The 24,730-nt window shown below is 66.5% G+C and carries 23 protein-coding genes and 1 riboswitch; of the genes, 9 read left to right on the top strand and 14 right to left on the bottom strand.

The genetic code is table 11. The annotated features are described in order from the left end of the window. Positions 1 to 151 precede the first annotated feature (151 nt). The 3 genes from recA (at position 152) to alaS (ending at position 4,964) form a co-directional block, all read left to right on the top strand. Positions 152 to 1,231 (top strand): recombinase RecA, encoded by a 1,080-nt coding sequence (gene recA / locus D1604_RS11335; RefSeq protein WP_024354566.1) that lies wholly within the window; start codon positions 152 to 154, stop codon positions 1,229 to 1,231. Between the two features lie 475 nt (positions 1,232 to 1,706). Beyond that, positions 1,707 to 2,189, top strand: coding sequence for a ribonuclease E activity regulator RraA (rraA, locus tag D1604_RS11330; RefSeq protein ID WP_119413363.1), 483 nt, complete (start codon positions 1,707 to 1,709; stop codon positions 2,187 to 2,189). Positions 2,190 to 2,318: 129 nt separating this feature from the next. After that, positions 2,319 to 4,964, top strand: coding sequence for an alanine--tRNA ligase (gene alaS / locus D1604_RS11325; RefSeq protein ID WP_119413362.1), 2,646 nt, complete (start codon positions 2,319 to 2,321; stop codon positions 4,962 to 4,964). Positions 4,965 to 5,071: 107 nt separating this feature from the next. Here the strand turns inward: alaS and D1604_RS11320 are convergent, their stop codons facing one another. Both D1604_RS11320 and D1604_RS11315 read right to left on the bottom strand, forming a co-directional pair. Continuing rightward, the gene (locus D1604_RS11320) at positions 5,072 to 5,623 is read right to left on the bottom strand and encodes a DUF2939 domain-containing protein (protein ID WP_119413361.1); all 552 of its coding nucleotides are present in this window, start codon (positions 5,621 to 5,623) and stop codon (positions 5,072 to 5,074) included. Positions 5,624 to 5,978: 355 nt separating this feature from the next. Further along, a complete protein-coding gene (locus D1604_RS11315) occupies positions 5,979 to 7,199 on the bottom strand; it encodes an NADP-dependent isocitrate dehydrogenase (RefSeq protein WP_024354562.1) in 1,221 nt (406 codons plus the stop codon). 195 nt (positions 7,200 to 7,394) lie between these two features. Here D1604_RS11315 and D1604_RS11310 point away from each other — a divergent pair, with 195 nt between their 5' ends. Next, positions 7,395 to 8,516, top strand: a complete 1,122-nt coding sequence (locus D1604_RS11310; RefSeq protein ID WP_158584925.1) for a DUF1176 domain-containing protein — start codon at positions 7,395 to 7,397, stop codon at positions 8,514 to 8,516. Positions 8,517 to 8,596: 80 nt separating this feature from the next. Here D1604_RS11310 and D1604_RS11305 read toward each other — a convergent pair whose 3' ends face one another. The 8 genes from D1604_RS11305 to D1604_RS11270 all read right to left on the bottom strand — a co-directional run bounded on the left by D1604_RS11305 (position 8,597) and on the right by D1604_RS11270 (position 16,167). Beyond that, positions 8,597 to 10,393: a DUF885 domain-containing protein gene (locus tag D1604_RS11305; protein WP_119413359.1), complete on the bottom strand. Its 1,797-nt coding sequence runs from the start codon at positions 10,391 to 10,393 to the stop codon at positions 8,597 to 8,599. A gap of 95 nt (positions 10,394 to 10,488) precedes the next feature. Beyond that, positions 10,489 to 12,312 carry a DUF885 domain-containing protein gene (locus tag D1604_RS11300; RefSeq protein ID WP_119413358.1) on the bottom strand — a complete coding sequence of 608 codons (1,824 nt, stop codon included), beginning with the start codon at positions 12,310 to 12,312 and terminating at the stop codon, positions 10,489 to 10,491. Positions 12,313 to 12,437: 125 nt separating this feature from the next. After that, positions 12,438 to 12,665 carry a hypothetical protein gene (locus tag D1604_RS11295; protein WP_024354558.1) on the bottom strand — a complete coding sequence of 76 codons (228 nt, stop codon included), beginning with the start codon at positions 12,663 to 12,665 and terminating at the stop codon, positions 12,438 to 12,440. A 5-nt stretch (positions 12,666 to 12,670) separates the two neighbouring features. Then, a complete protein-coding gene (gene fghA / locus D1604_RS11290) occupies positions 12,671 to 13,504 on the bottom strand; it encodes an S-formylglutathione hydrolase (protein WP_119413357.1) in 834 nt (277 codons plus the stop codon). Positions 13,505 to 13,522: 18 nt separating this feature from the next. Then, complete coding sequence (locus tag D1604_RS11285; RefSeq protein ID WP_119413356.1) at positions 13,523 to 14,080, bottom strand: hypothetical protein; 558 nt, start codon at positions 14,078 to 14,080, stop codon at positions 13,523 to 13,525. 11 nt (positions 14,081 to 14,091) lie between these two features. Further along, a complete protein-coding gene (locus tag D1604_RS11280; protein ID WP_119413355.1) occupies positions 14,092 to 14,478 on the bottom strand; it encodes a VOC family protein in 387 nt (128 codons plus the stop codon). A gap of 102 nt (positions 14,479 to 14,580) precedes the next feature. Next, the gene (locus tag D1604_RS11275) at positions 14,581 to 15,045 is read right to left on the bottom strand and encodes a GFA family protein (protein ID WP_024354554.1); all 465 of its coding nucleotides are present in this window, start codon (positions 15,043 to 15,045) and stop codon (positions 14,581 to 14,583) included. 15 nt (positions 15,046 to 15,060) lie between these two features. Further along, positions 15,061 to 16,167 carry an S-(hydroxymethyl)glutathione dehydrogenase/class III alcohol dehydrogenase gene (locus D1604_RS11270; RefSeq protein ID WP_119413354.1) on the bottom strand — a complete coding sequence of 369 codons (1,107 nt, stop codon included), beginning with the start codon at positions 16,165 to 16,167 and terminating at the stop codon, positions 15,061 to 15,063. 174 nt (positions 16,168 to 16,341) lie between these two features. Between D1604_RS11270 and D1604_RS11265 the strand changes: the two genes are divergently transcribed. Next, entirely contained in the window at positions 16,342 to 17,229 is an 888-nt protein-coding gene (locus D1604_RS11265; protein WP_119413353.1) for a LysR family transcriptional regulator, read from the top strand. Next, positions 17,226 to 17,927, top strand: a complete 702-nt coding sequence (locus D1604_RS11260; protein ID WP_119413352.1) for an NAD-dependent deacylase — start codon at positions 17,226 to 17,228, stop codon at positions 17,925 to 17,927. Before D1604_RS11265 ends, D1604_RS11260 begins: the two co-directional genes overlap by 4 nt. On the opposite strand, the gene D1604_RS11255 is transcribed toward D1604_RS11260, so the two are convergent. Continuing rightward, positions 17,924 to 18,247: a YnfA family protein gene (locus D1604_RS11255; RefSeq protein ID WP_119413351.1), complete on the bottom strand. Its 324-nt coding sequence runs from the start codon at positions 18,245 to 18,247 to the stop codon at positions 17,924 to 17,926. The two genes, D1604_RS11260 and D1604_RS11255, sit on opposite strands and share 4 nt — an antisense overlap. Continuing rightward, complete coding sequence (locus D1604_RS11250) at positions 18,244 to 19,029, bottom strand: RNA methyltransferase (RefSeq protein WP_119413375.1); 786 nt, start codon at positions 19,027 to 19,029, stop codon at positions 18,244 to 18,246. The genes D1604_RS11255 and D1604_RS11250 overlap by 4 nt, the downstream gene beginning before the upstream one ends. 104 nt (positions 19,030 to 19,133) lie before the next feature. On the opposite strand from D1604_RS11250, the gene D1604_RS11245 reads away from it, so the two are divergent. Beyond that, positions 19,134 to 19,802: a DsbA family oxidoreductase gene (locus tag D1604_RS11245; protein ID WP_119413350.1), complete on the top strand. Its 669-nt coding sequence runs from the start codon at positions 19,134 to 19,136 to the stop codon at positions 19,800 to 19,802. 55 nt (positions 19,803 to 19,857) lie between these two features. Here the strand turns inward: D1604_RS11245 and D1604_RS11240 are convergent, their stop codons facing one another. Then, on the bottom strand, positions 19,858 to 20,685 hold the full coding sequence (locus D1604_RS11240; protein ID WP_119413349.1) for a hypothetical protein: 828 nt from the start codon (positions 20,683 to 20,685) through the stop codon (positions 19,858 to 19,860). 207 nt (positions 20,686 to 20,892) lie between these two features. Between D1604_RS11240 and D1604_RS11235 the strand changes: the two genes are divergently transcribed. Further along, on the top strand, positions 20,893 to 21,405 hold the full coding sequence (locus D1604_RS11235; protein WP_119413348.1) for a Panacea domain-containing protein: 513 nt from the start codon (positions 20,893 to 20,895) through the stop codon (positions 21,403 to 21,405). A gap of 43 nt (positions 21,406 to 21,448) precedes the next feature. Continuing rightward, positions 21,449 to 22,216, top strand: coding sequence for a hypothetical protein (locus D1604_RS15650; protein ID WP_147399910.1), 768 nt, complete (start codon positions 21,449 to 21,451; stop codon positions 22,214 to 22,216). A 99-nt stretch (positions 22,217 to 22,315) separates the two neighbouring features. On the opposite strand, the gene thiC is transcribed toward D1604_RS15650, so the two are convergent. After that, positions 22,316 to 24,223, bottom strand: coding sequence for a phosphomethylpyrimidine synthase ThiC (gene thiC, locus D1604_RS11230; protein WP_233552056.1), 1,908 nt, complete (start codon positions 24,221 to 24,223; stop codon positions 22,316 to 22,318). A gap of 69 nt (positions 24,224 to 24,292) precedes the next feature. After that, positions 24,293 to 24,402: riboswitch (TPP riboswitch) on the bottom strand. Positions 24,403 to 24,730 lie beyond the last annotated feature (328 nt).

Raw genomic sequence — 24,730 nt, 5'->3', positions numbered from 1 at the left:
TCGCGTCACCCAAGGATGTTCCTGTTAAGTTCACGAGAACATCTTGCGAACAAGAACAAACCATGTCCATAGTCGGCTTCACCAAGGGAGCGGGTCCGTGGCGGGTCTCTCCCGAAGTCAGATGGGAATCATGGCAAGGGAGAGAAAACCAATGTCACAGGCGGCACTGAAGCTCGTGGGTAAAGAAGACAGCGACAAACAACGCGCTCTAGAGGCGGCGATCGCGCAGATCGATCGCGCCTTCGGCAAGGGCTCGGTCATGAAACTGGGCAAGGCCGGACAGGTGGCCGAGATCGAAAGCGTCTCGACCGGCTCGCTCGGTCTCGACATGGCGCTCGGCATCGGCGGCCTGCCGGTCGGGCGAGTGATCGAGGTGTTCGGTCCCGAATCCTCGGGCAAGACCACCCTGGCCCTTCACACCGTGGCCGAGGTCCAGAAGAAGGGCGGCGTGGCCGCGTTCGTCGACGCCGAACACGCGCTGGACCCCGTCTATGCGCAAAAGCTGGGCGTCAATCTGGACGACCTGCTGGTGTCGCAGCCCGACACGGGCGAACAGGCGCTGGAGATCGTCGACACCCTGGTGCGTTCGGGCGCCGTGGATATCGTGGTGGTCGACTCCGTCGCCGCCCTGACGCCGCGCGCCGAAATCGAGGGCGAGATGGGCGACAGCCTCCCCGGCCTTCAGGCGCGTCTGATGTCGCAGGCCCTGCGCAAGCTGACGGCCTCGATCTCCAAGTCGAAGTGCATCGTCCTGTTCATCAACCAGATTCGTCACAAGATCGGCGTCATGTACGGCTCGCCGGAAACGACGACGGGCGGCAATGCGCTGAAGTTCTACGCCTCGGTGCGCCTGGACATCCGCCGCATCGGCGCGATCAAGAACCGCGACGAGGTGGTCGGCAACACCACCCGCGTCAAGGTGGTCAAGAACAAGGTCGCCCCGCCGTTCCGCGAAGTCGTCTTCGACATCATGTACGGCGAAGGCATCTCCAAGATCGGCGAGATCATCGACCTGGGCGTCAAGGCGGGCATCGTCGAGAAGTCCGGCTCCTGGTTCTCTCATGACTCGACCCGCATCGGCCAGGGCCGCGAGAACGCCAAGGAGTTCCTCAAGAACAATCCCGACATGGCCGCCTCGATCGAAAAGGCGGTGCGCCAGTCCACAGCCAAGATCGCCGACGACATGCTGGGCGCGCCCGAACCCGACGAGGGCCAGGACATGGAAGGCTGATCCGTCCCATCATTTGAACGCCGTCACCCTCGGGCCTGACCCGAGGATGACGCCAGGAAGCGCCCCCTTCCGTTCCAGCCGGGATCGCGCGGACGATCCAGTCCTCGGGCAAGCCTGAGGATGACGGCGGGACAGGCGCCTTCCGACACAGCTTCTCCGTTCGCCGCCGCGCGACCCGCCTACCGACCCCGCGTGGCCGGTCGGACGGAGATCGGCCCGCCCGACCTGCTTCGGGCGGGCCTTTTTTTACGCCACCCTCTCTCCCGCTCATCCCGGCGGACGCCGGGACCCAGTGCTTTGGCTTCAAGACGCAGCGGTCAACAGATGGCGAGGCGCGCGGTGCTCTTGCTGGATCCCGGCGTCCGCCGGGATGAGCGGGGATTGAGGCACGCCGCCAACCCGCCTCTCCGCGCAAGGGCCTTGTTTCCCATGACCGTTAACGGGCAAGTTTCGCGCAAAGAACCGGAGCCTGCCCATGACCTTCGCCACCGCCGATCTGTGCGACGACCACTCTGACGCGGTGAAGGTCTGCCAGACTCCCTTCCGCAGCTACGGCAAGGTCACGGCTTTCCACGGCCCCGTCCGCACGCTCAGCGTGCTGGACGACAACGCCCTGGTCCGTCAGACGCTGGAACGCCCCGGACAGGCCGCCGTGCTGGTCGTCAATGGCGGCGGCTCGCTGAAGCGGGCGTTGGTCGGCGACAACCTGGCCAAACTAGCGATCGATAACGGCTGGGCGGGCGTCATCGTCCACGGCGCCGTGCGCGACACGGCCGTCATCAACACCATGGACGTCGGCGTCAAAGCCCTGGGGACCATCCCCCTGCGCGCCGAGCGCGACGCCATCGGCGAGATCGACATCCCCACCGCCTTCGGCGGCGTCATCTTCACCCCCGGCGACTGGCTCTATGCCGACGAGGACGGCCTGATCGTCTCGCCGCATCGCCTGCACGATTAAAGCTCCGGCCACGCAAAAACGCGGCCCTCGTCCATGATCACGCGTCAGTGATGCGTTCGGCGCAAAATCCCTATATGACGCCGGTTCCGATATTTCCTCCGCGCGCCCGAGTTCCAGAGCGATACGCCCATGACCAGCCTGAAGCAGATCCGTTCCACCTTCCTCGACTACTTCGCCGCCGACGGCCACGAGAAGGTGCAGTCGGCTCCGCTCGTGCCGCAGAACGACCCTACCCTGCTGTTCGTCAATGCGGGCATGGTGCCGTTCAAGGACTATTTCACCGGCGCCGCGACCGCCCCCTACAACCGCGCGACCAGCTCGCAGAAATGCGTCCGCGCCGGGGGCAAGCACAACGATCTGGATAACGTCGGCTATACCGCCCGTCACCACACCTTCTTTGAAATGCTGGGCAATTTCTCGTTCGGCGACTACTTCAAGGACCACGCCATCGAGCGCGCCTGGACCCTGCTGACCAAGGAGTTCGGCCTTGACCCCGCCCGCCTGCTGGTCACGGTCTATCACACGGACGACGAAGCCTTCGACATCTGGAAGAAGGTCACGGGGTTCGCCGATGAGAAGATCATCCGCATCCCCACCAACGACAACTTCTGGGCCATGGGCGACAGCGGTCCGTGCGGCCCGTGCACGGAAATCTTCTACGACCACGGCGACCACATCTTCGGCGGCCCTCCCGGTTCGCCGGACGAGGACGGCGACCGCTTCGTCGAGATCTGGAACAACGTCTTCATGCAGTTCGAGAAGGAGAACGACGAGATCGTTCGCGAACTGCCCAAGAAGTCGGTCGACACCGGCATGGGTCTGGAGCGCATCGCCGCCGTGCTTCAGGGCGTCCACTCCAACTATGACGTGGACCTGTTCAAGACCCTGATCCACGCCTCGGAAGAGCTGACCTCGACCAAGGCCGAGGGCGAGCGCGCCCCGTCGCACCGGGTCATCGCCGACCACCTGCGCTCGACCGCCTTCCTGATCGCCGACGGCGTGACCCCGTCGAACGAGGGCCGGGGTTATGTCCTGCGCCGCATCATGCGCCGGGCCATGCGCCACGCCCACCTGCTGGGCGCCCAGGACCCGCTGATGCACCGTCTGGTGCCGACCCTGGTCGAGGAGATGGGCGAGGCCTATCCGGAACTCGGCCGCGCCCAGGCCTTCATCGAAGACACGCTGAAGCAGGAAGAGATCCGCTTCCGCACCACGCTGGGCCGCGGCATGAACCTGTTCGACCAGGCTACGACCGGCTTCAAGGCCGGCGACATGCTGGACGGCCAGACCGCCTTCACCCTGTACGACACCTACGGCTTCCCGCTGGACCTGACGCAGGACGAGGCGCGTCGTCGCGGCTTCGCCGTCAACGTCGACGGCTTCGAGGCCGCCATGGCCGAGCAGCGCGACCGCTCGCGCGAACATTGGAAGGGCTCGGGCCAGACGGCCTCGGCCGGCGCCTGGCTGGCCCTGCGCGACCAGCACGGCGCGACCGAGTTCACCGGCTATGAGTCCGAGACCGGCGAGGGCAAGGTGCTGGCCATCGTCAAGGACGGCGCCGAAGCCCCGTCCGCAACGACCGGCGAAACGGTCGAGGTCCTGCTGGACAGGACCCCCTTCTACGGCGAGGGCGGCGGTCAGGCGGGCGACAAGGGCGCCTTGGTCTGGAGCGGCGGCGAAGGCCGCGTTCTGGACACCAAAAAGCACGGCGGCGACCTGCACGTTCACACGCTGGAGGTGACGCAAGGGTCGCTGGCCACCGGCGCCGTCGTGACCGCCACGGTCGCGGAAGGCTCGCGCCCGACCACCCGCGCCAACCACTCGGCCGCCCACCTGTTCCACGCCGCCGTCAAGAACGTCCTGGGCGCCCACGTCGCCCAGAAGGGCCAGATGGTCGACGCCGAGCGGATGCGCTTCGACTTCAGCCACAACGCCCCGATGACGGACGAGGAGATCGCCCGCGTCGAGGACGAGGTGAACGCGGTCATCCGCCAGAACGTCCCGGTCACGACCGAGTTGATGACGCCCGACGCCGCCATCGCGGCGGGCGCCGTGGCCCTGTTCGGCGAGAAATACGGCGATGAGGTCCGCGTCCTGACCATCGGCCGCGCGCTGTCGGGTCCGGGCGCCTATTCGGTCGAACTGTGCGGCGGCACTCACGTCTTCCGCACCGGCGACATCGCCCTGTTCAAGATCGTGTCCGAAGGCGGCGTGGCCGCCGGCGTGCGCCGCGTCGAGGCCCTGACCGGCGAGGCGGCCCGCCGCTTCCTGCTGGATCAGGCCAATGTCGCCCGCCACCTGGCCCAGGGCTTCAAGATCCAGCCCGCCGAGGTTCCGGCCCGCGTCGAGGGCCTGCAGGCCTCAGTCAAGACGCTGGAGAAGCAGGTCGCCGACCTCAAGAAGCAGCTGGCGCTGGGCGGCGGCGCGGGCGCCAACGCCGCGCCGGAAGAGATCGGCGGGATCAAGCTGATCGCCCGCGTTCTGGACGGCGTCGACGGCAAGGGCCTGCGCGGCGTGGCCGAGGACTTCAAGAAGCAGCTCGGCTCGGGCGTCGTCGCCCTGGTCGGCGTCACCGACGGCAAGGCGGCCATCACTGTCGCCGCGACCCCGGACATAGCGGGCAAGGTGAATGCGGCCGATCTGGCCCGCGACGCCGTCATCGCCATGGGCGGCAAGGGCGCCGGCGGCAAGCCCGACTTCGCCCAGGGCGGCGCGCCGGATGGATCGAAAGCCGAGGACGGCCTGAACGCCATCCGGGCCGCGCTGAAGGGCTGATCACCCCGACAAGCTGAAACGAGAAAGGGCGGCGCACCGGATGCGCCGCCCTTTTTCTTGGGCTGAACCCTCCACCCGCTCATCCCCGCGGAGATGAGCGGATATTTTTACTCCGACGCCCCCAGATCGATCGCCGCCAGTTTCCAGCGGAACAGGTTGCGGCGCTTCATCAGCAAGGAGACCTGCTCGTCCGGCTGGTCGTCGCGGGTCAGGGTGACCGCGAAGGTGTCCAGGTCGCGATAGCCCCACGACTGGCGCACGCGCTTGTCCTCAGACTTAGGTTCCGTGCGCTCCGGGCGCTTGATCTCCGGCTTGGGCGCGCGCCCCTCCTGCACCATCAGGGCGATGGCCTGAGGGGTGACGAAGGCGTCGACCGCCCCGCCCACGAGGGCGGGCGCCAGCAGCATGCCCAAGCCCGACAGGCCGCTGTCGCCGAGGCGTTTGTCCTTGCGCATCTCGACCATCATGCGGGCGTTCAGTTCGTCCTTCAGGCTGGCGCGGAAAGCCGGGAAATCGACCTGGCGCTCCAACGCCTTTTCATCGCCGATCCTGGCCGCCTGAACCAGCGACCGCGCCGCCAGCAGGGGCGAAGCCGCATAGGCGATCAGGAAGGCGGCCCCCGCCGCTAGTCCCAGACGAATGATCAGTTTGCGGTTCATCGGCCTCCCCTGCCTTACGAACGCGACGGGACGACGACGAAACGGCGTCAAAGTCCCCCAAATCCCCAACGCGATTAGGGACATGGATCACAGGCCGGTTCAATGCGTGTTTTCACCGGCTCTCGTTTCCAAGCGAACCTGACGATGGGGTGAGGCAAACATTGATCACCGCTCATCCCGGCGGACGCCGGGATGAGCGGAATAGGTAAGCGATACCGCCCAACAAAAAAGCCCGCCGGATCGCTCCAGCGGGCCTTGATGTCTTGGCGGCTCCAGGCCGCGTCGGGTCGAGACCCGAAGGGCGGCGCGAAGCAGCCAAGGCGGAGCCTTCTGACCGCGGCCGACTAAAAAAGCCTCAGCCGATACCCGGCAGGGCCTTCTTCAGGTTCTCGGACACCTTGTCCAGGAAGCCTTCGGTCGTCAGCCAGGACTGCTGATCGCCGACCAGCAGGGCCAGATCCTTGGTCATGAAGCCCGACTCGACGGTGTCGACGACCACGCGCTCCAGCGTATCGGCGAACTCGGCCAGCTGGGCGTTGTCGTCCAGCTTGGCGCGGTGCTTGAAGCCGCGGGTCCAGGCGAAGATCGAGGCGATCGAGTTGGTCGAGGTGGCCTCGCCCTTCTGATGCTGGCGGTAGTGGCGGGTCACGGTGCCGTGGGCGGCTTCCGTTTCCATGACCTTGCCGTCCGGCGTCATCAGCACCGAGGTCATCAGGCCCAGCGAGCCGAAGCCCTGAGCCACAATGTCCGACTGCACGTCGCCGTCGTAGTTCTTGCACGCCCAGACGAAGCCGCCCGACCACTTGATCGCGGCTGCGACCATGTCGTCGATCAGGCGGTGCTCATAGGTCAGGCCGCGCTTCTTGAATTCCTCGGCGTATTCGGCGTCGAAGACTTCCTGGAAGATGTCCTTGAAGCGGCCGTCATAGGCTTTGAGGATGGTGTTCTTGGTCGACAGATAGACCGGGTAGTTGCGCTGCAGGCCATAGGCGAACGAGGCATGGGCGAACTCGCGGATCGAGGAGTCCAGGTTGTACATGCCCATGGCGACGCCAGCGCCCGGCGACTTGTAGACCTCGTGCTCGATCACCTGGCCGTCGTCGCCGACGAACTTGATCGACAGGGTGCCGGCGCCCGGCATCAGGAAGTCGGTGGCCTTGTACTGGTCGCCGAAGGCGTGGCGGCCGACGACGATCGGCTGGGTCCAGCCCGGCACCAGACGCGGCACGTTCGAGCAGATGATCGGCTCGCGGAAGACCACGCCGCCCAGGATGTTGCGGATAGTGCCGTTCGGCGACTTCCACATCTTCTTCAGGCCGAATTCGGCGACGCGCGCCTCGTCCGGGGTGATGGTGGCGCACTTCACGCCGACGCCGTGCTTCTGGATGGCGTGGGCCGCGTCGATCGTGATCTGATCGTCGGTGGCGTCACGGCTTTCCATGCCGAGGTCGTAATAGTCGAGTTCGAGGTCCAGGTACGGGAAGACCAGCTTGTCCTTGATCATCTGCCAGATGATCCGGGTCATTTCGTCGCCGTCGATGTCCACGATGGGGTTGGCGACCTTGATCTTGGCCATGCTTACGCCTCTGTCTCTCAAATCAGGGAAGGAATTCAGTGCAGGGGATATAGCGACCCCCGCGCGCGGGCGCAAAGGGGACGAAAGCCGCAACGCTCGAACACCCGCGCCGGAACGAAACGGCGGCTTGGCCGCTTGGCTTCTTCACGGCTACGCTTGAAGGCCGTCGGTCGGTCACAACGCATGGAATCCCTGATGTCGCCTCGCCGCCTCCGGTTCGTCGCCCTCGCCCTGCTTCCACTCGCTATGGCCGCCTGCAAGGGACAGGAGGCCGCCGCCCCGCCTGAGGCCCCGGCGGTTCAGCCGCCCGCCGCAGCCGCCTCCGCCGTAGTGCCCGCCGCTCAGAACGACGCCCATCCGCCCAGCGTGACGCGCGAGTTCCGCGACTGGACGGCGACCTGCGACAACACCAACCACTGCGTCGCCTTCGGCTCGGCTGAGGAAAACATGGGCTTCGTCATGGTCTCCCTGGCGCCGGGCCCTCAGGCGCGGCCGGTCGTCCACATGGGGGGCTGGGGGCTGGAGGCCGGACAGGGCGACGTCTACGCCGAGATCGACGGCCGCCGCTATGCCGGCAAGAACTCCAAGATGGACGAGGAAGGCGACGTCATCGCCTTCCGCACGCCCTCGGCCGAGCTGTTGCGTGATCTGGGCGCCGGCTCCTTCATGGCGCTGAGGCGCGGCGACGAGAAGATGAAGGTCAGCCTGGGTGGGGCGGCCGCCGCCTTCCTGTGGATCGACGAGCGTCAGGGACGACTGGGCACGACCACGGCGCTGATCCGACGCGGCGAACAGCCCGCGTCCAGCGTGCCCGCCGCCCCCGCCGCGCCGCGCGTGACGCTGGCCGCCGCCGTTCCCCAGAACGGCCTGCCTCAGGATGACCTGTCGCCTGCGCTGCTGGCCCACCCCAAGGTCAAGGAATGCCTGGCCGCCACCCGCATCGGCGAACGGTTCGAGCCGAATGTCGAGGTCGCCCGTCTGGCGTCCGACAAACTGCTGTGGAGCGTGCCGTGCGGCGAGGGCGCCTATAATTTCACGCAGGTCTATTTCATCACGCCTGCAGACGGGACCGCACCTCAACTGATTGACTTCCCCACGGCCATGAGCCGCCACGACGAACTGGTGAACAGCCGTTACGATCCGAAAACTCGGACCCTGTTCGCCTTCGGCAAAGGGCGCGGCATCGGCGACTGCGGCCGCATGGGCGTCTGGGCCTGGACCGGCGAACGCTTCGCCCTTCTGGAGGAAAAGGAAATGCCGAGTTGCACCGCCATTCCGCAGGACCTGTGGCCGAGCACCTGGCGCGCCGTGACCTGACGCCCGTTCGTCGGCGCATATGAAACGGCCCGGACGCGCAAACGTCCGGGCCGTTTTTCGTTTCAGGCCTCAGCCGCGCGTCAGGCGCGCATCCGCCCTTCCAGCACCGCCAGAGGCAGGGAGCCGCTGCCCAACACCTTGTCGTGGAAGGCGCGCAGGTCGAAGCCGTCCTGGGCCTGAGCCTCCTCGCGCAGGCGGGCGATGACCGTGTGGCCGACCTTGTAGGCGCAGGCCTGGCCCGGCCAGACCGAATAGCGGTTGATCTCGCTGTTCGAAGCGTCCAGCGGCTTGGCGCCCGAGGCCGCCATGTAGTCGACCGCCCGCTCACGGCTCCAGCGTTCGGAGTGGATGCCGGTGTCGACCACCAGCCGCACCGCCCGGAACAGATAGGACATCAGGAAGCCGACGCGGCCGAGCGGATCGGCCGCATAGGCGTCCAGATCATTGGCCGCCACCGCCTCGGCGTACAGGGCCCAGCCTTCGTTGAAGGCCGAGAAGCCGCCCGCGCGGCGCCACTGCGGCAACTCGCCCGACTCGCGTTGCAGCGCGACCTGCAGGTGGTGGCCCGGCGAGGCCTCGTGATAGGTCAGGGTCGGCAGGGCGAACTTCGGCCAGTTCCCGCTGTCGCGCAGGTTGATGTAATAGGCGCCCGGACGCGAGCCATCCAGCGGCGGCCCCTGATAGTAGCCGCCCGGCGCACCCGACTGGATCGACACCGGCACGCGGCGGATTTCGACGTGGGTCTTGGGCAGTCGGCCGAACACGGTCGGCAGCTTGGGCTCCAGCGCAGCGACCTGTTCGTTCAGCCACTTCAGCAGCTCTTCCTTGCCCGCGTCGGTGTTCGGGAACAGCTGGGCCGGATCCTTGTTCAGGGCCTGAACCCGCTCGCCGACCGCGCCCTGAGTATAGCCCTGCGACTTCAGGATGGCGTCGATCTCGGCGGTGATCTCGGCCACCTGCTCGACGCCCATGGCATGAATTTCCTTGGCCGACAGCGTGGTCGTGGTGTTGGACTTCAGTCCGGCGGCGTAGAAGGCCTCGCCGTCCGGCAGACGCCACACGCCCGCGTCGTGCACGGCCTTCGGGCGGATGGCTTCCAGCGCCTCGATCTGACGGGTCAGGGCCGGCTTGACCTTCTCGTCCACCAGGGCGGCGGCGCGCGCGTCATAACCCGACAGATTCAGCGCCCCGGTCTTGCGGACCAGCGACTGGATCATGGCCATGTCGGCGGCGGGCGTGTCGCGCAGGGTGCGTATCTGCGGCAGCATCCGGTCGATGATGAAGTCCGGGGCGATCACGCCCAGACCGGCGTCTTCCCTGATTTTGTCCGTCTCGCCGTCCAGCACGCCCGCGAAAGCCTCCAGACGCGAAAGGAAGGCGTCGGCGCCCGCGGCGTCCTCGATGCGGTGCTGGTTGTCCATGAAGTCGGGCGTGGAGAAATAGGCGCCCGACAGCTGGGTCACCACATAGGGCGACGGACGCCCCGGCCCCGAACCATAGTCGAAGCGCGCCGTCTGGGCCGCCGTGTCGCGCCCGAAGGCGGCGATGGCGTAGTTCAGCGCCCCGGCCTCGGACAGGCCCTTCTGGTCGAAGGCCTTCAGCTCGTCCCAGCGTTTGATCGCCTTTTCCCTGTCCTTGCGGATGGCGTCCGGCCCGGCCTCGCTGAGTTTGGACGACAGGCCCGCGCGGGCGTCCTTGTCCAGACCCAGGTTGGTGGCGCGCTCGGGCGCCTCGTCGATGTCGGCCTCGAACCACCCGTCCAGCAGGGTGTTCAGGCGCGCGTCGGCGTCGCTGGCGGCGGCGGCGCACTGGGCCAGCATGGGCGCGGCGGCGGCGGTCGCAGCGGCGCTCAGCAGAAGATGGCGGCGATTGATCATTCAGGTACTCCCCCCAAAGAAGCCGCGCCGCGCCGGGCGTTGCTCCACACTCACGCTTAATGAAGGACCGGCGCGTCCGGGAAATCAGGTCGCCGTCAGACCGGCGTCCAGGCGTTCATGGTCCGCTCCAGCACCGTCAGCGGCACGCCGCCCAGAGCCAGACCCGTGTCATGGAAGCCCTTGATGTCGAAGCGACTGCCCAGACGCTTCTTGGCGTCTTCGCGCAGTCTGACCCAGGTGGTGTGGCCGACCTTGTAGCTGGACGCCTGCCCCGGCCAGACGCAGTAGCGTTCGATCTCGGTGGCGATGGTGCTTTCCTTGTCCCCCAGCGCATCGACCATGTAGCGGATGCCCTGCTCGCGGCTCCAGCGCTTGTGGTGCAGGCCGGAGTCCGCCACCAGCCGCGCCGCGCGGAACATCAGCGACTGCAGATAGCCCACCTGGCCGAAGGGATCGTTTTCATAGACGCCCATCTCGTCCGCCAGTTGCTCGGAATACAGGCCCCAGCCTTCCGAATAGGCCGAGAAGCCCATCACCTTCATCAGCAGCGGCGTGTCCGGCTGCTCCATCTGCAGGGCGATCTGATGGTGATGGCCCGGCGTCGCCTCGTGATAGGTCAGCGTCGGCAGCATCCATTTGGGCCACTCGGCCGTGTCGCGCAGGTTGATGTAGTAGGCGCCCGGCCGCGACCCATCCAGCGCCGGGGCCTGATAATAGCCGCCCGGCGCGCCCGCCTCGATGGCCTTGGGCACGCGCCGGATTTCGCACGGCGACTTGGGCAGGCGGCCGAAATAGTCCGGCAGGCGCGCCTGCATGGCGGCCATCTGGACGTTCAACTCCTGCAGCAGCTCTTCCTTGGCCTCGTCCGTGTTCGGATAGACGAAGCGCGGGTCCGCGCCGATGGCGGCGATGCGTTCCCCCACGCTTCCGTGCGTCATCCCCTGCGCCTTCAACAGGGCGTCTGCGCGGGCGGAAATCTCGGCCACCTGCTCCAGCCCCATCTGGTGCACCTCGTCCGGGCTGAGCGAGGAGGTGGTGTAGTTCTTCAGGCCGAAGCGGTAATAGGCCTCGCCGTCCGGCAGGCGCCAGACGCCCGCGTCATGGGTCGCCCCGGCGCGAACCGCCTTCAGCGCCTCGGCCTGACGCTGGATCGCCGGATAGACGGCGTCGGTCAGGATCGCCTCGGCGCGCGCGGCCCAGTCGCCGGGGATGTTCTTCTCGGCCGTGCGGCGGGCGATGGACTGGGTCATGACCGACTGGGCGGCCGCCGTGCCGGTGATGGCCTCCATCTGCGTCAGAGTGCGGTCGATGACGAAGTCCGGCGGCACGGCCCCGGCGGCGTAGTCGACCTGCATCCGCTCGCGCTCGTCATCCAGACTGCGGGCGAAGTCCGACAGGCGCGACAGATAGGCCTCGGCGTCGTCCGCCGCCTCGATGCGGTGCTGGCTGTCGAGGAAGTCGGGAATCTGCTGATAGGATCCGCCCAACTGGCTGACCGTATAGGGCGAGGGATACATTCCGCCGCCGTAGGGGAAGGCGTAGCCTTCCATCACCGTCTCGCCGAAGAAGCTCAGGGCGTCGTGATAGATCTGTTCCTTGGCCGGCAGGGCGTCGCGGTCGATCGCCGCCATATCCTTCATTCCGGCGATGAATTTCGCCTTGTCCGCCTCGACCTTGGCCTGGCTGCGGTCGCTCAGCTTGAAGCGGGCGTCGGCCATCGGCCCCCGGTCCATGCCCAGCATGGTGAGGGCTTCCGGATCGCTCAGCAGCAGTTCCTGCGCGATCCGGTCCATCAGGGCGTTGAAGGCGGCCGAGGCGTCCTGCGCCCCTGTCGCGCGGGCCAGGGCGCGCACCGGCCCGATCGCCGCCAGCGCTCCCCCCGCTGCGGCCCCTGCCAGAAGACGGCGACGATCCATCATGGCTTTCCTCCCAAAAAGCGATGGGCCGGGATGCTAGCTCAGCAATGAAAGCCCGCAAGCCATGATCGTCACATATGGGTAGTTTCCCGCCCTCGACGTCGCGAGGGCGGGCGGGCCTTGAGGCCTCAGCGCTTCACATGGGCCTTGATGCAGTCGCGCACGGCGCGTTTCAGGTCGCCCGGCGCGTTCGGCTCGTCCACGCCCTCGGCGGCGAAGACAGCGCGCATTGCGGCGTCCAGCCCCTTGGGCAGGGCGGCGATCACCTTCTTCTGTCCTTTTTCATGCAGGCAGAAGCCGACCTGGTTGCACAGGTCGGCGAACATGGAATCGAAATCGGGGGCGGCGTCGGTCATTTCACTCAGGCTTTCAGCCGCTTGGCGTGGAAGGCCACATGGTCGTCCACGAAGCTGGCCATGAAGAAGTAGGAGTGGTCATAGCCCGGCTGCATCCGCAGGGTCAGCCCCTGACCGGCCTTTTGCGCCGCCACCGTCAGCAGTTCCGGCTTCAGCTGATCGGTCAGGAAGGTGTCGGCATCGCCCTGATCCACCAGGATGTCGTCGAAGACGCCTTTCGCCGCCCCGCCCTCGATCAGCAGGGCCGCGTCATGCCTGGCCCATTGCGCACGATCCTCGCCCAGATAGGCAGTGAAGGCCTTCTCGCCCCAGGGGCACCGCGTCGGCGACGAGATCGGCGCAAAGGCCGACACCGATTTGAACAGCTCCGGATGGCGCAGCGCCAGCGTCAGCGCCCCGTGCCCGCCCATCGAATGGCCGAAGATGGAGCGCGTCTTCGTCGTCGGGAACTGGGCGTCGATCAGATCGATCAGCTCGTCCGTGACATAGCTTTCCATGCGGAAATGCGGCGCCCACGGCGTTTCCGTCGCATCGACGTAGAAGCCCGCGCCCTGTCCCAGATCATAGGCGTCGTCGTCCGCCACGCCTTCCCCGCGCGGCGAGGTGTCGGGCGCGACGATGACGACGCCATGCTCGGCGGCGGCCTTATAGGCTCCGGCCTTGGTGGTGAAGTTGTCCTCGGTGCAGGTCAGGCCTGACAGCCAGATCAGGACCGGAAACGGTCCCTCTCCCGCAGGAACAAAGACCGACAGCGTCATGGGCGTGCCCGTCGTCGCGCTGTCGTGCTTCAGATAGCGCAGCGTCCCGCCGTGAACGACGTGGCTCTTGACCGTTTCCATAAGCTCAACTCCTGAAGATCAGTCCGGCCAGACCCTGGCCATGAAGTCGTCATCGAGGACGCCGCCGTCCTCGGAGAAATGCGCGTACCAGTCGCGCGGGATCGGGGCGACCGCGCCTTCGGGCTGGGCGCCGCCGCCCCAGGCGTCGAACTGCAGGCCGACCAGAATCGGGCCCTGCCGCACCGACGGCGCCGGAACCGCTTTGGCGGCGCCGGTCAGGGCTTCAATGACCTGCGGCTGCATCGCCGGCTCGCCCGTGATGACCCAGGCCCTGGACCGCTCGCCCGGTTTGACCATCAGCAGCATCATGCCGGATGCGCCCGCTTGGGTCGGCTGCGCCCTGGCGGCGGCGGCGACCGCCTCATCCACCGCCGTCAGGTAGGGCGACAGATCGGCGATCTCGACCCGCTCCTTCATCACCCGATCCGGCAGATACAGCACCACCTTCTTGCGGACCCAGACGTCTGCAGGCGCCTCGGCGGGCGCGGGCGCATCGGCTCCGCGCGGCGTGCAGGCGGCGAGCGCCCCGACCGCCACAGCGGCCATGATCGACGCAATCGCCGCCTTCGTCTTCATCGTCTCAATCCTCAGCCCGGCCGGTGCACGGCGCAGATCTTGTTACCCGACGGATCGCGCAGATAGGCCAGATGCATGACGCCGAAGGGCGAATTACGCGGCCCGGCCGGATCCTCGATCGCCGTGCCGCCCGCCGCAACCCCGGCTGCGGAGAAGGCGACCACCGCCTCGGGGCTTCTGGCGAAAAAGCCGATGGTGCCGCCGTTGGCGTGACAGGCCGCCTGGCCGTCGCGCGGTTTGACCACGCCCAGCATTCCGCGCGGCGTCATATACCAGACGCCCGGCATCGGCGCCTCGCTCAGCGTGCCCGGCTGATGACCCAGCGCGCCCATAACGGCGTCATAGAATTTGTGCGAGGCTTCGAGGTCGTTGGCCCCGACGGTGACGTGCGTGAACATGATGATCCTCCCAGATCCGCCCGATCCTTCGCCGGGCGCGGCCAGCTAAACCGAGCAGGTTTCATTTGGCAACGAACTTTGCTGCACCTGCTCAGTCCAACCTCAGTCGGGGCGCGCGCCCTCGCGGGCGTAGGCGCCCATCAGCTCGCCATAGTCTTCGGGCGGCGGAAACTCAGGATAGCCGACCCTGGCCCCCGACTGCACGCCCGGCAGACGCTCCGTCGTCCAGGTGTCGGCATGGGGAACGAACCACGCCCCGTCGTCCAGCAGGCTGGGCCTCAGGTTGACGAACTGTCCCCCCGCAATGCCGCGCGTGAACAGCCACGTCTTGCACGACGGGCAGAAGTGATGCTCCGGCACGGGATTGTGCAGGCCGCCGATCTCCGTCTCGCCCTCGATTGTCAGCCCTTCGCTGGGCAGCATCAGGCTCAGCGAATAGGCGCCGCCCGTCAGCTTCTGACAGGCGCGGCAATGGCAGGCCGCTGCAAACACCGGCGCCTGGGCGACCTTGATCCGCACCTGCCCGCAAAGGCAGGCGCCCGTCCACGGCAGTTTCCAGTCGCCCATGGCTGAACCCCTCTCTTAGAACACGATCACCGAACGGATGCTCTTGCCTTCATGCATCAGATCGAAGGCTTCATTGATGCGCTCCAGCGGCAGGGTATGGGTGATCATCGGATCGATCTCGATCTTGCCGTCCATGTACCAGTCGACGATCTTGGGCGTGTCGGTGCGACCGCGCGCCCCACCGAAGGCCGAACCCTTCCAGACGCGGCCGGTAACCAGCTGGAACGGACGGGTGGCGATCTCCTTGCCGGCCTCGGCCACGCCGATGATGACGCTCTCGCCCCAGCCGCGATGGCAGGCTTCCAGCGCCTGACGCATGACCACGGTGTTGCCGGTGCAGTCGAAGGTGTAGTCGGCGCCGCCCCCGGTCAGCTCGACCAGATGGGCCACCACGTCCGAGACGTCCTTCGGATTGACGAAGTGGGTCATGCCGAAGCGACGGCCCCACTCCTCCTTGTCGCCGTTGATGTCGACGCCGATGATCATGTCGGCCCCGACCATCTTCAGCCCCTGAATGACGTTCAGGCCGATGCCGCCGAGGCCGAAGACCACGGCGTTGGCGCCCGACTCGACCTTGGCCGTGTTGACCACCGCGCCGACGCCCGTCGTCACGCCGCAGCCGACGTAGCAGGCCTTGTCGAAGGGCGCGTCCTTGCGGATCTTGGCCACCGCGATCTCGGGCAGGACCGTGTAGTTCGAGAAGGTCGAGCAGCCCATGTAATGGTGAATGGTCTGGCCCTTGTAGGAAAAGCGCGAGGTGCCGTCCGGCATCAGGCCCTTGCCCTGCGTGCCCCGGATCGAGGTGCACAGGTTGGTCTTGCGGCTCAGGCACGACTTACACTGGCGGCATTCCGGCGTGTACAGCGGGATGACGTGATCGCCGACAGCGAGGCTGGTCACGCCCGGTCCGACTTCCACCACCACGCCCGCGCCTTCGTGGCCCAGAATGGAGGGGAAGAGACCCTCGCTGTCCAGACCGTCCAGCGTATAGGCGTCGGTGTGGCAGACCCCCGTCGCCTTGATCTCGATCAGCACCTCGCCCGCGCGCGGGCCTTCCAGATCAACCTCGACGATCTCGAGCGGACGTTTGGCTTCGAACGCAACGGCGGCGCGGGTTTTCATGTCTTGGTCCTTCGGACGTCCCTATCGCTTGCGACGCGGTCGCTCGCTGCTTCAGGGACTAAGGCGGGAGAGGTGATGATTGATGACCTTACTACGCCCGTTACGGCTGGGTCGAAACGGCGACAACCGCAAAACATTATTGCCGTTGAGCAACAATCCTGATCCAACGTCCCCATGAGCCGTTGGGACGGAATCGACGAATTCACCGCTGTCGCCGAACAGGCCAGCTTCTCGGCCGCCGCCCGGCGTCTGGGCCTGTCGACCTCGGCCGTCAGTCGCGAGATCGCCCGGCTGGAGGACCGCCTTCAAACGCGCCTGCTCCACCGCACCACCCGCCGGGTCGAGCTGACCGACGCGGGCCGCGACTTCCTGGCCCGCTGCCGCCGCCTGATCGACGAACGCGACGAGGCCCTGGCCGCCGTCCAGCCGGACGATCAGGCCCCGCGCGGCCTGCTGCGCATGACCTGCTCCGTCTCCTATGGCGAGCGGTTCATCGCCCCCGCCGTCAACGCCTTCGCGAAGCTGAACCCCGAACTGCGCATCGAACTGGACCTCGACAACCGCCTGCGCGACCTGGTCGGCGACGGCTATGATCTGGCGGTGCGCTTCGGCCACTTGACCGACTCCCGCCTGATGGCGCGGCGGCTGGCCTCGCGGCGACTGATCCTGTGCGCCAGCCCCGACTATCTGGCCCGTCGCGGCGCCCCGCGCGACCTTTCCGAGGTCGCCAGCCACGACGGCCTGATCGGCTCAGCCGAGCACTGGCGCTTCACCGAGGCGGGGCGCGAGGTCAGCCTTCGCCCCACCGGCCGCTGGCGCTGCAACTCCGGCGCGGCGGTGCTGGATGCGGTGTTGCAAGGCCTCGGCCTGTGCCAGTTGCCTGACTTCTATGTGGCCGAGGCTTTGGCGTCGGGCGCCCTCGTCTCCTTGCTCGATGACCAACGCCCGCCCGATGAAGGCGTCTGGGCCGTCCACCCCCATCCCCGCCATGTCCCGCCCAAGGTCCGCGCCATGATCGACTGGCTTCACGACCGCCTGTCCGCGCCAAGGAGCCCTGCATGAACCTCGTCATCCTGACCGGCGCCGGCGTCTCGGCCGAGAGCGGCGTTCCCACCTTCCGCGCCTCCGACGGCCTGTGGGAGGGGCATCGCGTCGAAGCCGTCGCCACGCCCGAGGGCTTCGCCGCTGACCCCGCCCTTGTGCAGGACTTCTACAACCAGCGCCGCCGGCAACTGGCCAGCGTGCACCCCAACGCCGCGCACCGGGCCCTGGCCGATCTGGCGGCGCGGTGGGCGGGCGACTTCCTGCTGGTCACCCAGAACGTCGACGACCTGCACGACCGGGCGCAAGTGGAGACGCCGCCCGCCTCGGGCTTCGAGCTGATCCACATGCACGGCGAACTGAAGAAGGCGCGCTGCACCGCCTCGGGCGTCGTCTGCGACTGGCATGAAGATCTAGAGGCGGCCCACGTTTCGCCCCACCACCCGCATGGAACCCTACGCCCGCACATCGTCTGGTTCGGGGAAATCCCGCTGGAGATGGAGCGGATCGAGGCGGCGCTGGCGCAGTGCGACCTGTTCGTCTCCATCGGCACCTCGGGCGCGGTCTATCCGGCGGCGGGCTTCGTCCAGCTGGCGCGCATGGCTGGAGCACGGACGGTGGAGATCAATCTGGAACCGACGCAGGGCGCGAACCTGTTCGACGAGGGCGTCTATGGCCCCGCCAGCGAGACCGTGCCCGCCTTCTTCGGCGCCCTCTAACCCCTCGGCCCGAACAGGACGATCGCCGCGCCGATCAGGCAGACCGCGCCGCCGATGACGTCCCAGCGGTCCGGCGTCGTCTTCTCGACCAGCGCCATCCACGCCAGCGACGCCACGATATAGACCCCGCCGTAGGCGGCGAAGGCCCGCCCCGCCGCCTCGGCCGGAACCAGGGTCAACAGCCACGCAAAAGCGATCAAACTGAGCACGCCCGGGGCCAGCCACCACGGCGAGCGATCCAGCTTCAGCCATGCCCAGAAGGCGAAACAGCCGCCGATTTCGGCCAGCGCCGCCAGGGAATAGACGAGGGCGAGTTTCACTTGTCCTTCTTCGCCGCCTCGGCTCGTTCCGCCGCCAGCTTGGCCAGCACCCGCCCCCGCCCCTTCGAAAGGGCGTGGATGGCGCCGCGCATGGTGGCGACCTCCTGCTCGGTGAAGGCGGCCCGGCCCAGCATGACACGCAGGTTCTGGCTCATCGAACGCTTCTTCTCGGGCGGATAGAAGAAGCCGCCGTTGTCCAGTTCCGCCTCCAGATGTTCGTACATGCCCAGCAGCAGGTCGTTCGCCGCGGGCGGCTCGCCCTCGCGGAAGCGCGGCGGCGGGGCGTCCAGGATCAGGGTGCGCCACTCATAGGCGTTGATCGCCACGGCCTGCGCCAGGTTCAGCGAGTGGTGCTTGGGGTCGATCGGGATGGTGGTGATCCCGGCGCACAGGGCGATGTCGCCCGTCTCCAGCCCAGCGCGCTCGCCGCCGAACAGCAGGCCGGTCTTCAGGCCCGAGGCCGTGTCGTCATACAGGATGCGGGCGCTCTCACGCGGGGTGCGCACCGGCTGGCGCGTCTCGCGCGGGCGGGCGGTGGTGGCGAAGACGGTGTGCAGATCGGCGATGGCCTCGGCCACGCTGTCGAACACCTTCACCGCGTCCAGCACCCAGTCGGCGCCGGAGGCCGTGGCCCAGGCCCGGTCCTGGGGCCAGCCGTCGCGCGGGCTGACCAGCCGCAGCTCGGACAGGCCGAAGTTGGCCATGACGCGGGCGACCGCGCCGATATTGTCGGCCATCTGGGACTTGTCGAGGACGACGACGGGAGGGGTGAGTTCGCTCATGGGCGCTGTGTAATCCTTCTGCCCCGGCGCGAGAAGCGCGCTTGCCTCCTTCTTCGCCGCGCCCATATCCCCGGCGATACCTTCTGTTTCCGAAAGCCGCCGCCATGACCGCGCCCGCCCCCAAGCCGCTGAAGATCGACTTCGTCTCCGACGTCATGTGCCCGTGGTGCGCCGTGGGGCTGGGCGGGCTGGAGCAGGCGCTGGAGCGGCTGCAGGGCGAAGGGATCGCCGCTGACATCACGTTTCAGCCGTTCGAGTTGAACCCCGACATGGCGCCGGACGGCGAGAACATGGGCGAGCACCTGGCCCGCAAATACGGCTCCACCCCCGAACAGTCGGCCGCCAACCGCGCCGCCATCACCGCCCGCGCCGCCGAGGTCGGGTTCGAGATCAACTTCCGCGACGACAGCCGCATGTGGAACACCTTCGACGCCCACCGCCTGCTGCACTGGGCCGGCGAGACAGCGCCGGACAAACAGGCGGCGCTGAAGCACGCCCTGCTGGGCGCCCACTTCACGAACGGCCGCGACGTCTCGGACGCGGGCGTCCTGACCGAGGCCGCCGAAGCCGCCGGGCTGGACCGCGCCGAGGCGGCCGAGGTGTTGGCCTCCGGCCGCTATATGCAGGAGGTGCGCACAGCCCAGGCCCTGTGGCGCGCGCGGGGCATCACCTCCGTCCCCGCCGTGGTGGTGGAGGACAAATATCTGATCTCCGGCGGCCAGCCGACGCAGGTGTTCGTCAACGCCCTGCGCGAGATCGCGGGCAAACGCTGACCCCTTCCGTCATCCTCCGGCGACACTCGCCAAAGCGTGGGATGACGGAAGAAGATCAGGGCGGCGCGGCCTCGGCGGAAAAAACAGAGTCCAATTCGTCTGAATCGTCTGAAATCGCCACCTCTGCTTCCGGCGCGAGGCGGGCGCTGAGGACGGCGATGCGGGCCTCGACGGCGCGGCGGCCCAGCAGGTCGTCGGGGGCCAGACGGGCGGCGTCGCGGGCGACGGCGGCGACCGCCTTCATGTCGGCTTCCAGCGTGTCGAGCGGGTCAGGTTCAGGCGCAGGCGGCGGGCTTTCAGGCTCGGCGGCGGCCAGCAGGGCCGGATCAGTCAGCGCCCGCCAGGTGCGCAGCCACGACGCCGCCTCGGCCGCCCGGCCGCGCCGCACAGCCCGGTTCAGCCGCATCAGGGCCTGAGCCGCCATCGCCGCCAGATCGGGGGCGTCCGCCGCCGCATCCTCGACCGGATCGTCCTCGTCAGGCCAGGGGTCCGGGTCGCCCGCGTCGCAGCGGCGCCAGCCCTCGCGCGCGGCGCGGGACCGCAGCGTCCCCAGCTTCAGCCCATAGCGGTCGCAGACGGCCTCGGCCGTATCCCCGGCCAGATAGTCGCGCCGCGCCGCCGCCCAGACCGCCTCGGAGCGGACCCGATAGCCGTCCGGCGGCGCCGGGTCTTCGTAATAACAGCCGCGCGGGGCGTCATCATGGTTTGGAGGGGGCGCCTCGGCCCGCTCGGCGGTCGAGGGCCGCACATGGTCGGGGATGTAGGTCGTGTCGCCGTACTCGTCCTGCTCCCACCGGCCGGAGGCGACGATGCGCGGCGCCTCCTCATGCCAGTCTTTCTCGGGCCAGTCCTGCTCCCGCCCGCCCGAAGCCTGATCGTCCATCGCGCCGCCTCCTGCCTGAAAGGCGGAGGATGGAGGACGGGTGCGTCAAGATCGGACGCGGGCGCATGTTATGCGGAACGAGGTAAGAGACCTCATGAATCTGGATTTCGTCTCAATCTAGGAGCAAGAGAGCGGGGTGAGGTGTACCAATTTGCGTATGTCTTGATTGGAACATATAGTGAACATTGATATGAGGGAGGGATAAAAATGGAGGCATCGCACCCATCCGCGCCTCCCTATCCGGCAAAAGCTGTGGCCAATCTTCTATTGGATTGGGCGGAGCAAATGCGCACGGACATTACGCCTCTTAAAATGCAAAAACTGTTATATTTTGTGCATGCCGACTACCTAATACGCACCAAATTGCCATTGGTTAAAGAAACCTTTGAGGCGTGGTCTTATGGCCCTGTAATACCTAGCATATATGAAGAGTTTAAGATTTTCTCTCGAGAAAAAATAACTTCAAAAGCTTCGATATTTAACCCTAAAACGCGATCGAAGACGATTCCAGTTTTACTTTTATGCCCTGAAGATGAGAGTATTTTAAGAGGCATATTTGGGTTGTACATCGGTGTTGATGCTGGGCTTTTATCGGCGCTGTCGCATCGCCCGGATGGGCCATGGGACCAAGCGCTCAAGAAATTCAACGCGCATCAGAATATTAATCGCAGCATCTCCAACGAACTCATTCGATCTGCCCACAAGCTTGCATCTGCGTAGGCTGGACAACCGAAGCGTCAGCGTTCACGTTATGTGCTAGCGCGTGATTCAAGCGATCGGTGAAATGTCGAGATCGAACTACCCGCAAGCACTCTCTGTCGTTGCAGTGACGCATCAAGGAGATGTTCCGCTAACGGCTGCGGAGATAACCAAATTCGACGGTATACGCGTTGGGTTCAGCCACGAGCGAACCTGGGCGTCTATGCCTTTTGCGCTACAGGGCAAGTTCAGCGCTGAAGCTGTACTCCGCCAACTTGGAAGCGCCCATCCTCGGGTAGCAGCGTCGATCTCCGCTCTCTGTGAGCTTGGTGAGCGTAGACCGGTCGAAACGTTCAAGTTTAAGGACCATCCCGACGCGGGTCTTAAGGAGGTGCAGGGGCTGCGCTTGGGGCCCGATGTCACAATTTTGGCGAAGGCCTCATGTTGGTACATGAGAGGCGATCAGCCAATCATCCCGGTTCTTCAACCGCGTCTTTCCTCACTGGTTCCGAAGAAACTAGGTTTCTACAACGCCCTTGCACGGCGAGCATTCTGCCATGGCGACTGGGTCGATGCGCTGATCGAAATCGTGGATTTATCCGAAAAGGATTCCGACGGCACGGTTATCGCTAAGGTATTCGGAGAGGCTGATATTCCTTCGGTGAGCGAGGATGAACTTACGTCATTTTTGCTGACGTATGTCGAAGCTCAAAAATTGGCGGCGGAGATTCGCTCTCGTCGGCCGAAAGACGAAAAAAGAAGTGAAAAGAAGTCTCCGCCCAAGAGGGGCGAGAGCTTTGACCTGTTTCCCGAAGGGGACGAGCCCGGGTAAGTTTTCGCCTGCCTCGATGTAGCGCTCCGCGCTGGGGATTGGCCGCGAGGCCAGTCTGAATCCGCCTCGCGTCCATAGCCCTGATCCCGGCGTCTGCGCTTAAACCTTCACCTCGATCTCCCCGCCCCCGGCCCTGAACTTCGCGCTCATTTCGGCCATGCCCGCCTCGGCGTCCGTGAGGCTGGCGCCCGCGTCGTTCTGCGCCTTGGCCGCATCCCGGATGTCCTGGCTGATCTTCATGCTGCAGAACTTGGGGCCGCACATGGAGCAGAAGTGGGCGGTCTTGTGCGCCTCCTTCGGCAGGGTCTCGTCGTGGAATTTGCGGGCGGTCTCGGGGTCCAGGGAGAGGTTGAACTGGTCCTCCCAGCGGAACTCGAAGCGGGCTCTGGAGAGGGCGTCGTCGTGGGCGCGGGCGGCGGGGTGGCCCTTGGCCAGGTCGGCGGCGTGGGCGGCGATCTTGTAGGTGATGACGCCGTCCTTGACGTCCTGACGGTCGGGCAGGCCCAGATGCTCCTTGGGCGTGACGTAGCAGAGCATGGCCGTGCCGAACCAGCCGATCATGGCCGCGCCGATTGCGGACGTGATGTGGTCATAGCCGGGGGCGATGTCGGTGGTCAGGGGCCCGAGCGTATAGAAGGGCGCCTCGTGGCAGTGCTTGAGCTGCTCGTCCATGTTGGCCTTGATCTTGTGCATCGGCACGTGGCCGGGGCCTTCGATCATGACCTGGCAGCCCTTGGCCCAGGCGATCCTGGTCAGTTCGCCGAGGGTGCGCAGCTCGGCGAACTGGGCCTCGTCATTGGCGTCGGCGATGGAACCGGGGCGCAGGCCGTCTCCGAGGCTGAATGAGACATCATAGGCGCGCATGATGTCGCAGATGTCCTCGAAATGCTCGTAGAGGAAGCTCTCCTTGTGGTGGGACAGGCACCACTTGGCCATGATGGAGCCGCCGCGCGAGACGATGCCCGTCACCCGCTTGGCCGTCAGCGGCACGAAGGGCAGGCGCACGCCCGCGTGGATGGTGAAGTAGTCCACGCCCTGTTCCGCCTGCTCGATCAGGGTGTCGCGGAAGACTTCCCAGGTCAGGTCCTCGGCTATGCCGTTCACCTTCTCCAGCGCCTGATAGATGGGCACGGTGCCGATGGGCACGGACGAGTTGCGGATGATCCAGTCGCGGATGTTGTGGATGTTGCGGCCGGTCGACAGGTCCATGACGTTGTCGGCGCCCCAGCGGGTGGCCCAGACCAGCTTGTCGACCTCGTCGTCGACGCTGGAGAGGACGGCCGAGTTGCCGATGTTGGCGTTGATCTTCACCAGGAAGTTGCGGCCGATGATCATCGGCTCGACTTCGGGGTGGTTGATGTTGTGCGGGATGATGGCGCGGCCGCGGGCGATCTCCTGACGCACGAACTCGGGCGTGACGAAGTCGGGGATCGCGGCGCCGAAGTCCTCGCCGTCGCGGATGCAGGGCGCGGTCTGTTCGCGGCGCAGATTCTCGCGGATGGCGACGTATTCCATCTCGGGCGTGATGATGCCGGCCTTGGCGTATTCGTACTGGGTGACGGGGCGGCCCTCGACGCCCTTGAACACGCGGTGGTTGGAGACGTCGAAGCGGGGGGCCAGGTGCTTGCCGCTGGCGTGGCCGTTGTCCTCGGGCTTGACCTCGCGCGGGTTCAGGACGGGGGCGATGTCGCCGCGGTCCAGCTGCCAGCTGGATTTGACGCGCGGCAGGCCCTTCTTGATGTCGATGGTGACGGACGGGTCGGTGTAGGGACCGGAGGAGTCGTACATCGTCACCGGCGGCTCATTGGCGGACGGGTGGACGGCGACCTCGCGGAAGGGGACGCGGATGTCGGGGAAGAGCTCGCCCGCCACATAGACCTTCTCGCTGCCGGTGCGGGGGCCGGTAGGAATCGTGCCGTGCTCGACGGCGACCTGCTTGCGGGCGTCGGCCAGGGCGACGTCGACCTGCGGCTCGTGCGGCTGTTCGTTGGAAACGTGGATATTCATTTGGCGGCCTCCTGCGAGAAGAGGTCCGCCGGCGCGGTTTGAGAGCCCTCAAGCGCCGGACTTCGGGCGTCGAAAGCAGTGAACTCGTCCCTTCGCCGGCATGACCCGGATCAGGTTCGACGGGTCAGAGGAGAAACCTCAATCTCAGCCGCTCGATTGCGACCCCCCGGAGAACGGCGCGACCCTAGCCCGTCTGTGCGGCAGGTCAAGCGCGACGGCTTCAGGAGGGAGAGGGGGCGGCCCGGCTTCTCAGTCGGGGGGCGTTAAGGCCGGGCCGCCGCAGACTTCGTCGGGATTGGGGGGGCGTCCGACGGGTCCGACTGTGAGAACCAACAAGCCGCTGGTTGGTTCCGTCCAGCGCACGGCGTTAGCCATCTTTATCGAACAGGCGTCTTTTTCGACCTGCGCCCCTGCGGATCAGGCGATGCGACGACGGCGCTGCAGGTGCAGCACAGCGCCGCCCGCTGATACTGCCGTTAAGCTGACGGGGTGGAACACTAAAATCAA

Source organism: Brevundimonas sp. LPMIX5 (assembly GCF_003576505.1).
Classification (GTDB): domain Bacteria; phylum Pseudomonadota; class Alphaproteobacteria; order Caulobacterales; family Caulobacteraceae; genus Brevundimonas; species Brevundimonas naejangsanensis.
This window is presented reverse-complemented; position numbering and strand designations above follow the sequence as displayed.

What these genes read in the sequence shown, in the direction of transcription:
- D1604_RS11265 (WP_119413353.1), top strand. Translation starts at nt 16,342, where the DNA reads ATGAGCCGTTGGGACGGAATCGACGAATTCACCGCTGTCGCCGAACAG.
- recA (WP_024354566.1), top strand. Translation starts at nt 152, where the DNA reads ATGTCACAGGCGGCACTGAAGCTCGTGGGTAAAGAAGACAGCGACAAA.
- D1604_RS11285 (WP_119413356.1), bottom strand. Translation starts at nt 14,080, where the DNA reads ATGAAGACGAAGGCGGCGATTGCGTCGATCATGGCCGCTGTGGCGGTC.
- fghA (WP_119413357.1), bottom strand. Translation starts at nt 13,504, where the DNA reads ATGGAAACGGTCAAGAGCCACGTCGTTCACGGCGGGACGCTGCGCTAT.
- D1604_RS11305 (WP_119413359.1), bottom strand. Translation starts at nt 10,393, where the DNA reads ATGATCAATCGCCGCCATCTTCTGCTGAGCGCCGCTGCGACCGCCGCC.
- D1604_RS11300 (WP_119413358.1), bottom strand. Translation starts at nt 12,312, where the DNA reads ATGATGGATCGTCGCCGTCTTCTGGCAGGGGCCGCAGCGGGGGGAGCG.
- D1604_RS11260 (WP_119413352.1), top strand. Translation starts at nt 17,226, where the DNA reads ATGAACCTCGTCATCCTGACCGGCGCCGGCGTCTCGGCCGAGAGCGGC.
- alaS (WP_119413362.1), top strand. Translation starts at nt 2,319, where the DNA reads ATGACCAGCCTGAAGCAGATCCGTTCCACCTTCCTCGACTACTTCGCC.
- D1604_RS11315 (WP_024354562.1), bottom strand. Translation starts at nt 7,199, where the DNA reads ATGGCCAAGATCAAGGTCGCCAACCCCATCGTGGACATCGACGGCGAC.
- D1604_RS11280 (WP_119413355.1), bottom strand. Translation starts at nt 14,478, where the DNA reads ATGTTCACGCACGTCACCGTCGGGGCCAACGACCTCGAAGCCTCGCAC.
- D1604_RS11310 (WP_158584925.1), top strand. Translation starts at nt 7,395, where the DNA reads ATGTCGCCTCGCCGCCTCCGGTTCGTCGCCCTCGCCCTGCTTCCACTC.
- rraA (WP_119413363.1), top strand. Translation starts at nt 1,707, where the DNA reads ATGACCTTCGCCACCGCCGATCTGTGCGACGACCACTCTGACGCGGTG.
- D1604_RS11245 (WP_119413350.1), top strand. Translation starts at nt 19,134, where the DNA reads ATGACCGCGCCCGCCCCCAAGCCGCTGAAGATCGACTTCGTCTCCGAC.
- D1604_RS11295 (WP_024354558.1), bottom strand. Translation starts at nt 12,665, where the DNA reads ATGACCGACGCCGCCCCCGATTTCGATTCCATGTTCGCCGACCTGTGC.
- D1604_RS11270 (WP_119413354.1), bottom strand. Translation starts at nt 16,167, where the DNA reads ATGAAAACCCGCGCCGCCGTTGCGTTCGAAGCCAAACGTCCGCTCGAG.
- thiC (WP_233552056.1), bottom strand. Translation starts at nt 24,223, where the DNA reads ATGAATATCCACGTTTCCAACGAACAGCCGCACGAGCCGCAGGTCGAC.
- D1604_RS11275 (WP_024354554.1), bottom strand. Translation starts at nt 15,045, where the DNA reads ATGGGCGACTGGAAACTGCCGTGGACGGGCGCCTGCCTTTGCGGGCAG.
- D1604_RS11320 (WP_119413361.1), bottom strand. Translation starts at nt 5,623, where the DNA reads ATGAACCGCAAACTGATCATTCGTCTGGGACTAGCGGCGGGGGCCGCC.
- D1604_RS11250 (WP_119413375.1), bottom strand. Translation starts at nt 19,029, where the DNA reads ATGAGCGAACTCACCCCTCCCGTCGTCGTCCTCGACAAGTCCCAGATG.
- D1604_RS11240 (WP_119413349.1), bottom strand. Translation starts at nt 20,685, where the DNA reads ATGGACGATCAGGCTTCGGGCGGGCGGGAGCAGGACTGGCCCGAGAAA.
- D1604_RS11235 (WP_119413348.1), top strand. Translation starts at nt 20,893, where the DNA reads ATGGAGGCATCGCACCCATCCGCGCCTCCCTATCCGGCAAAAGCTGTG.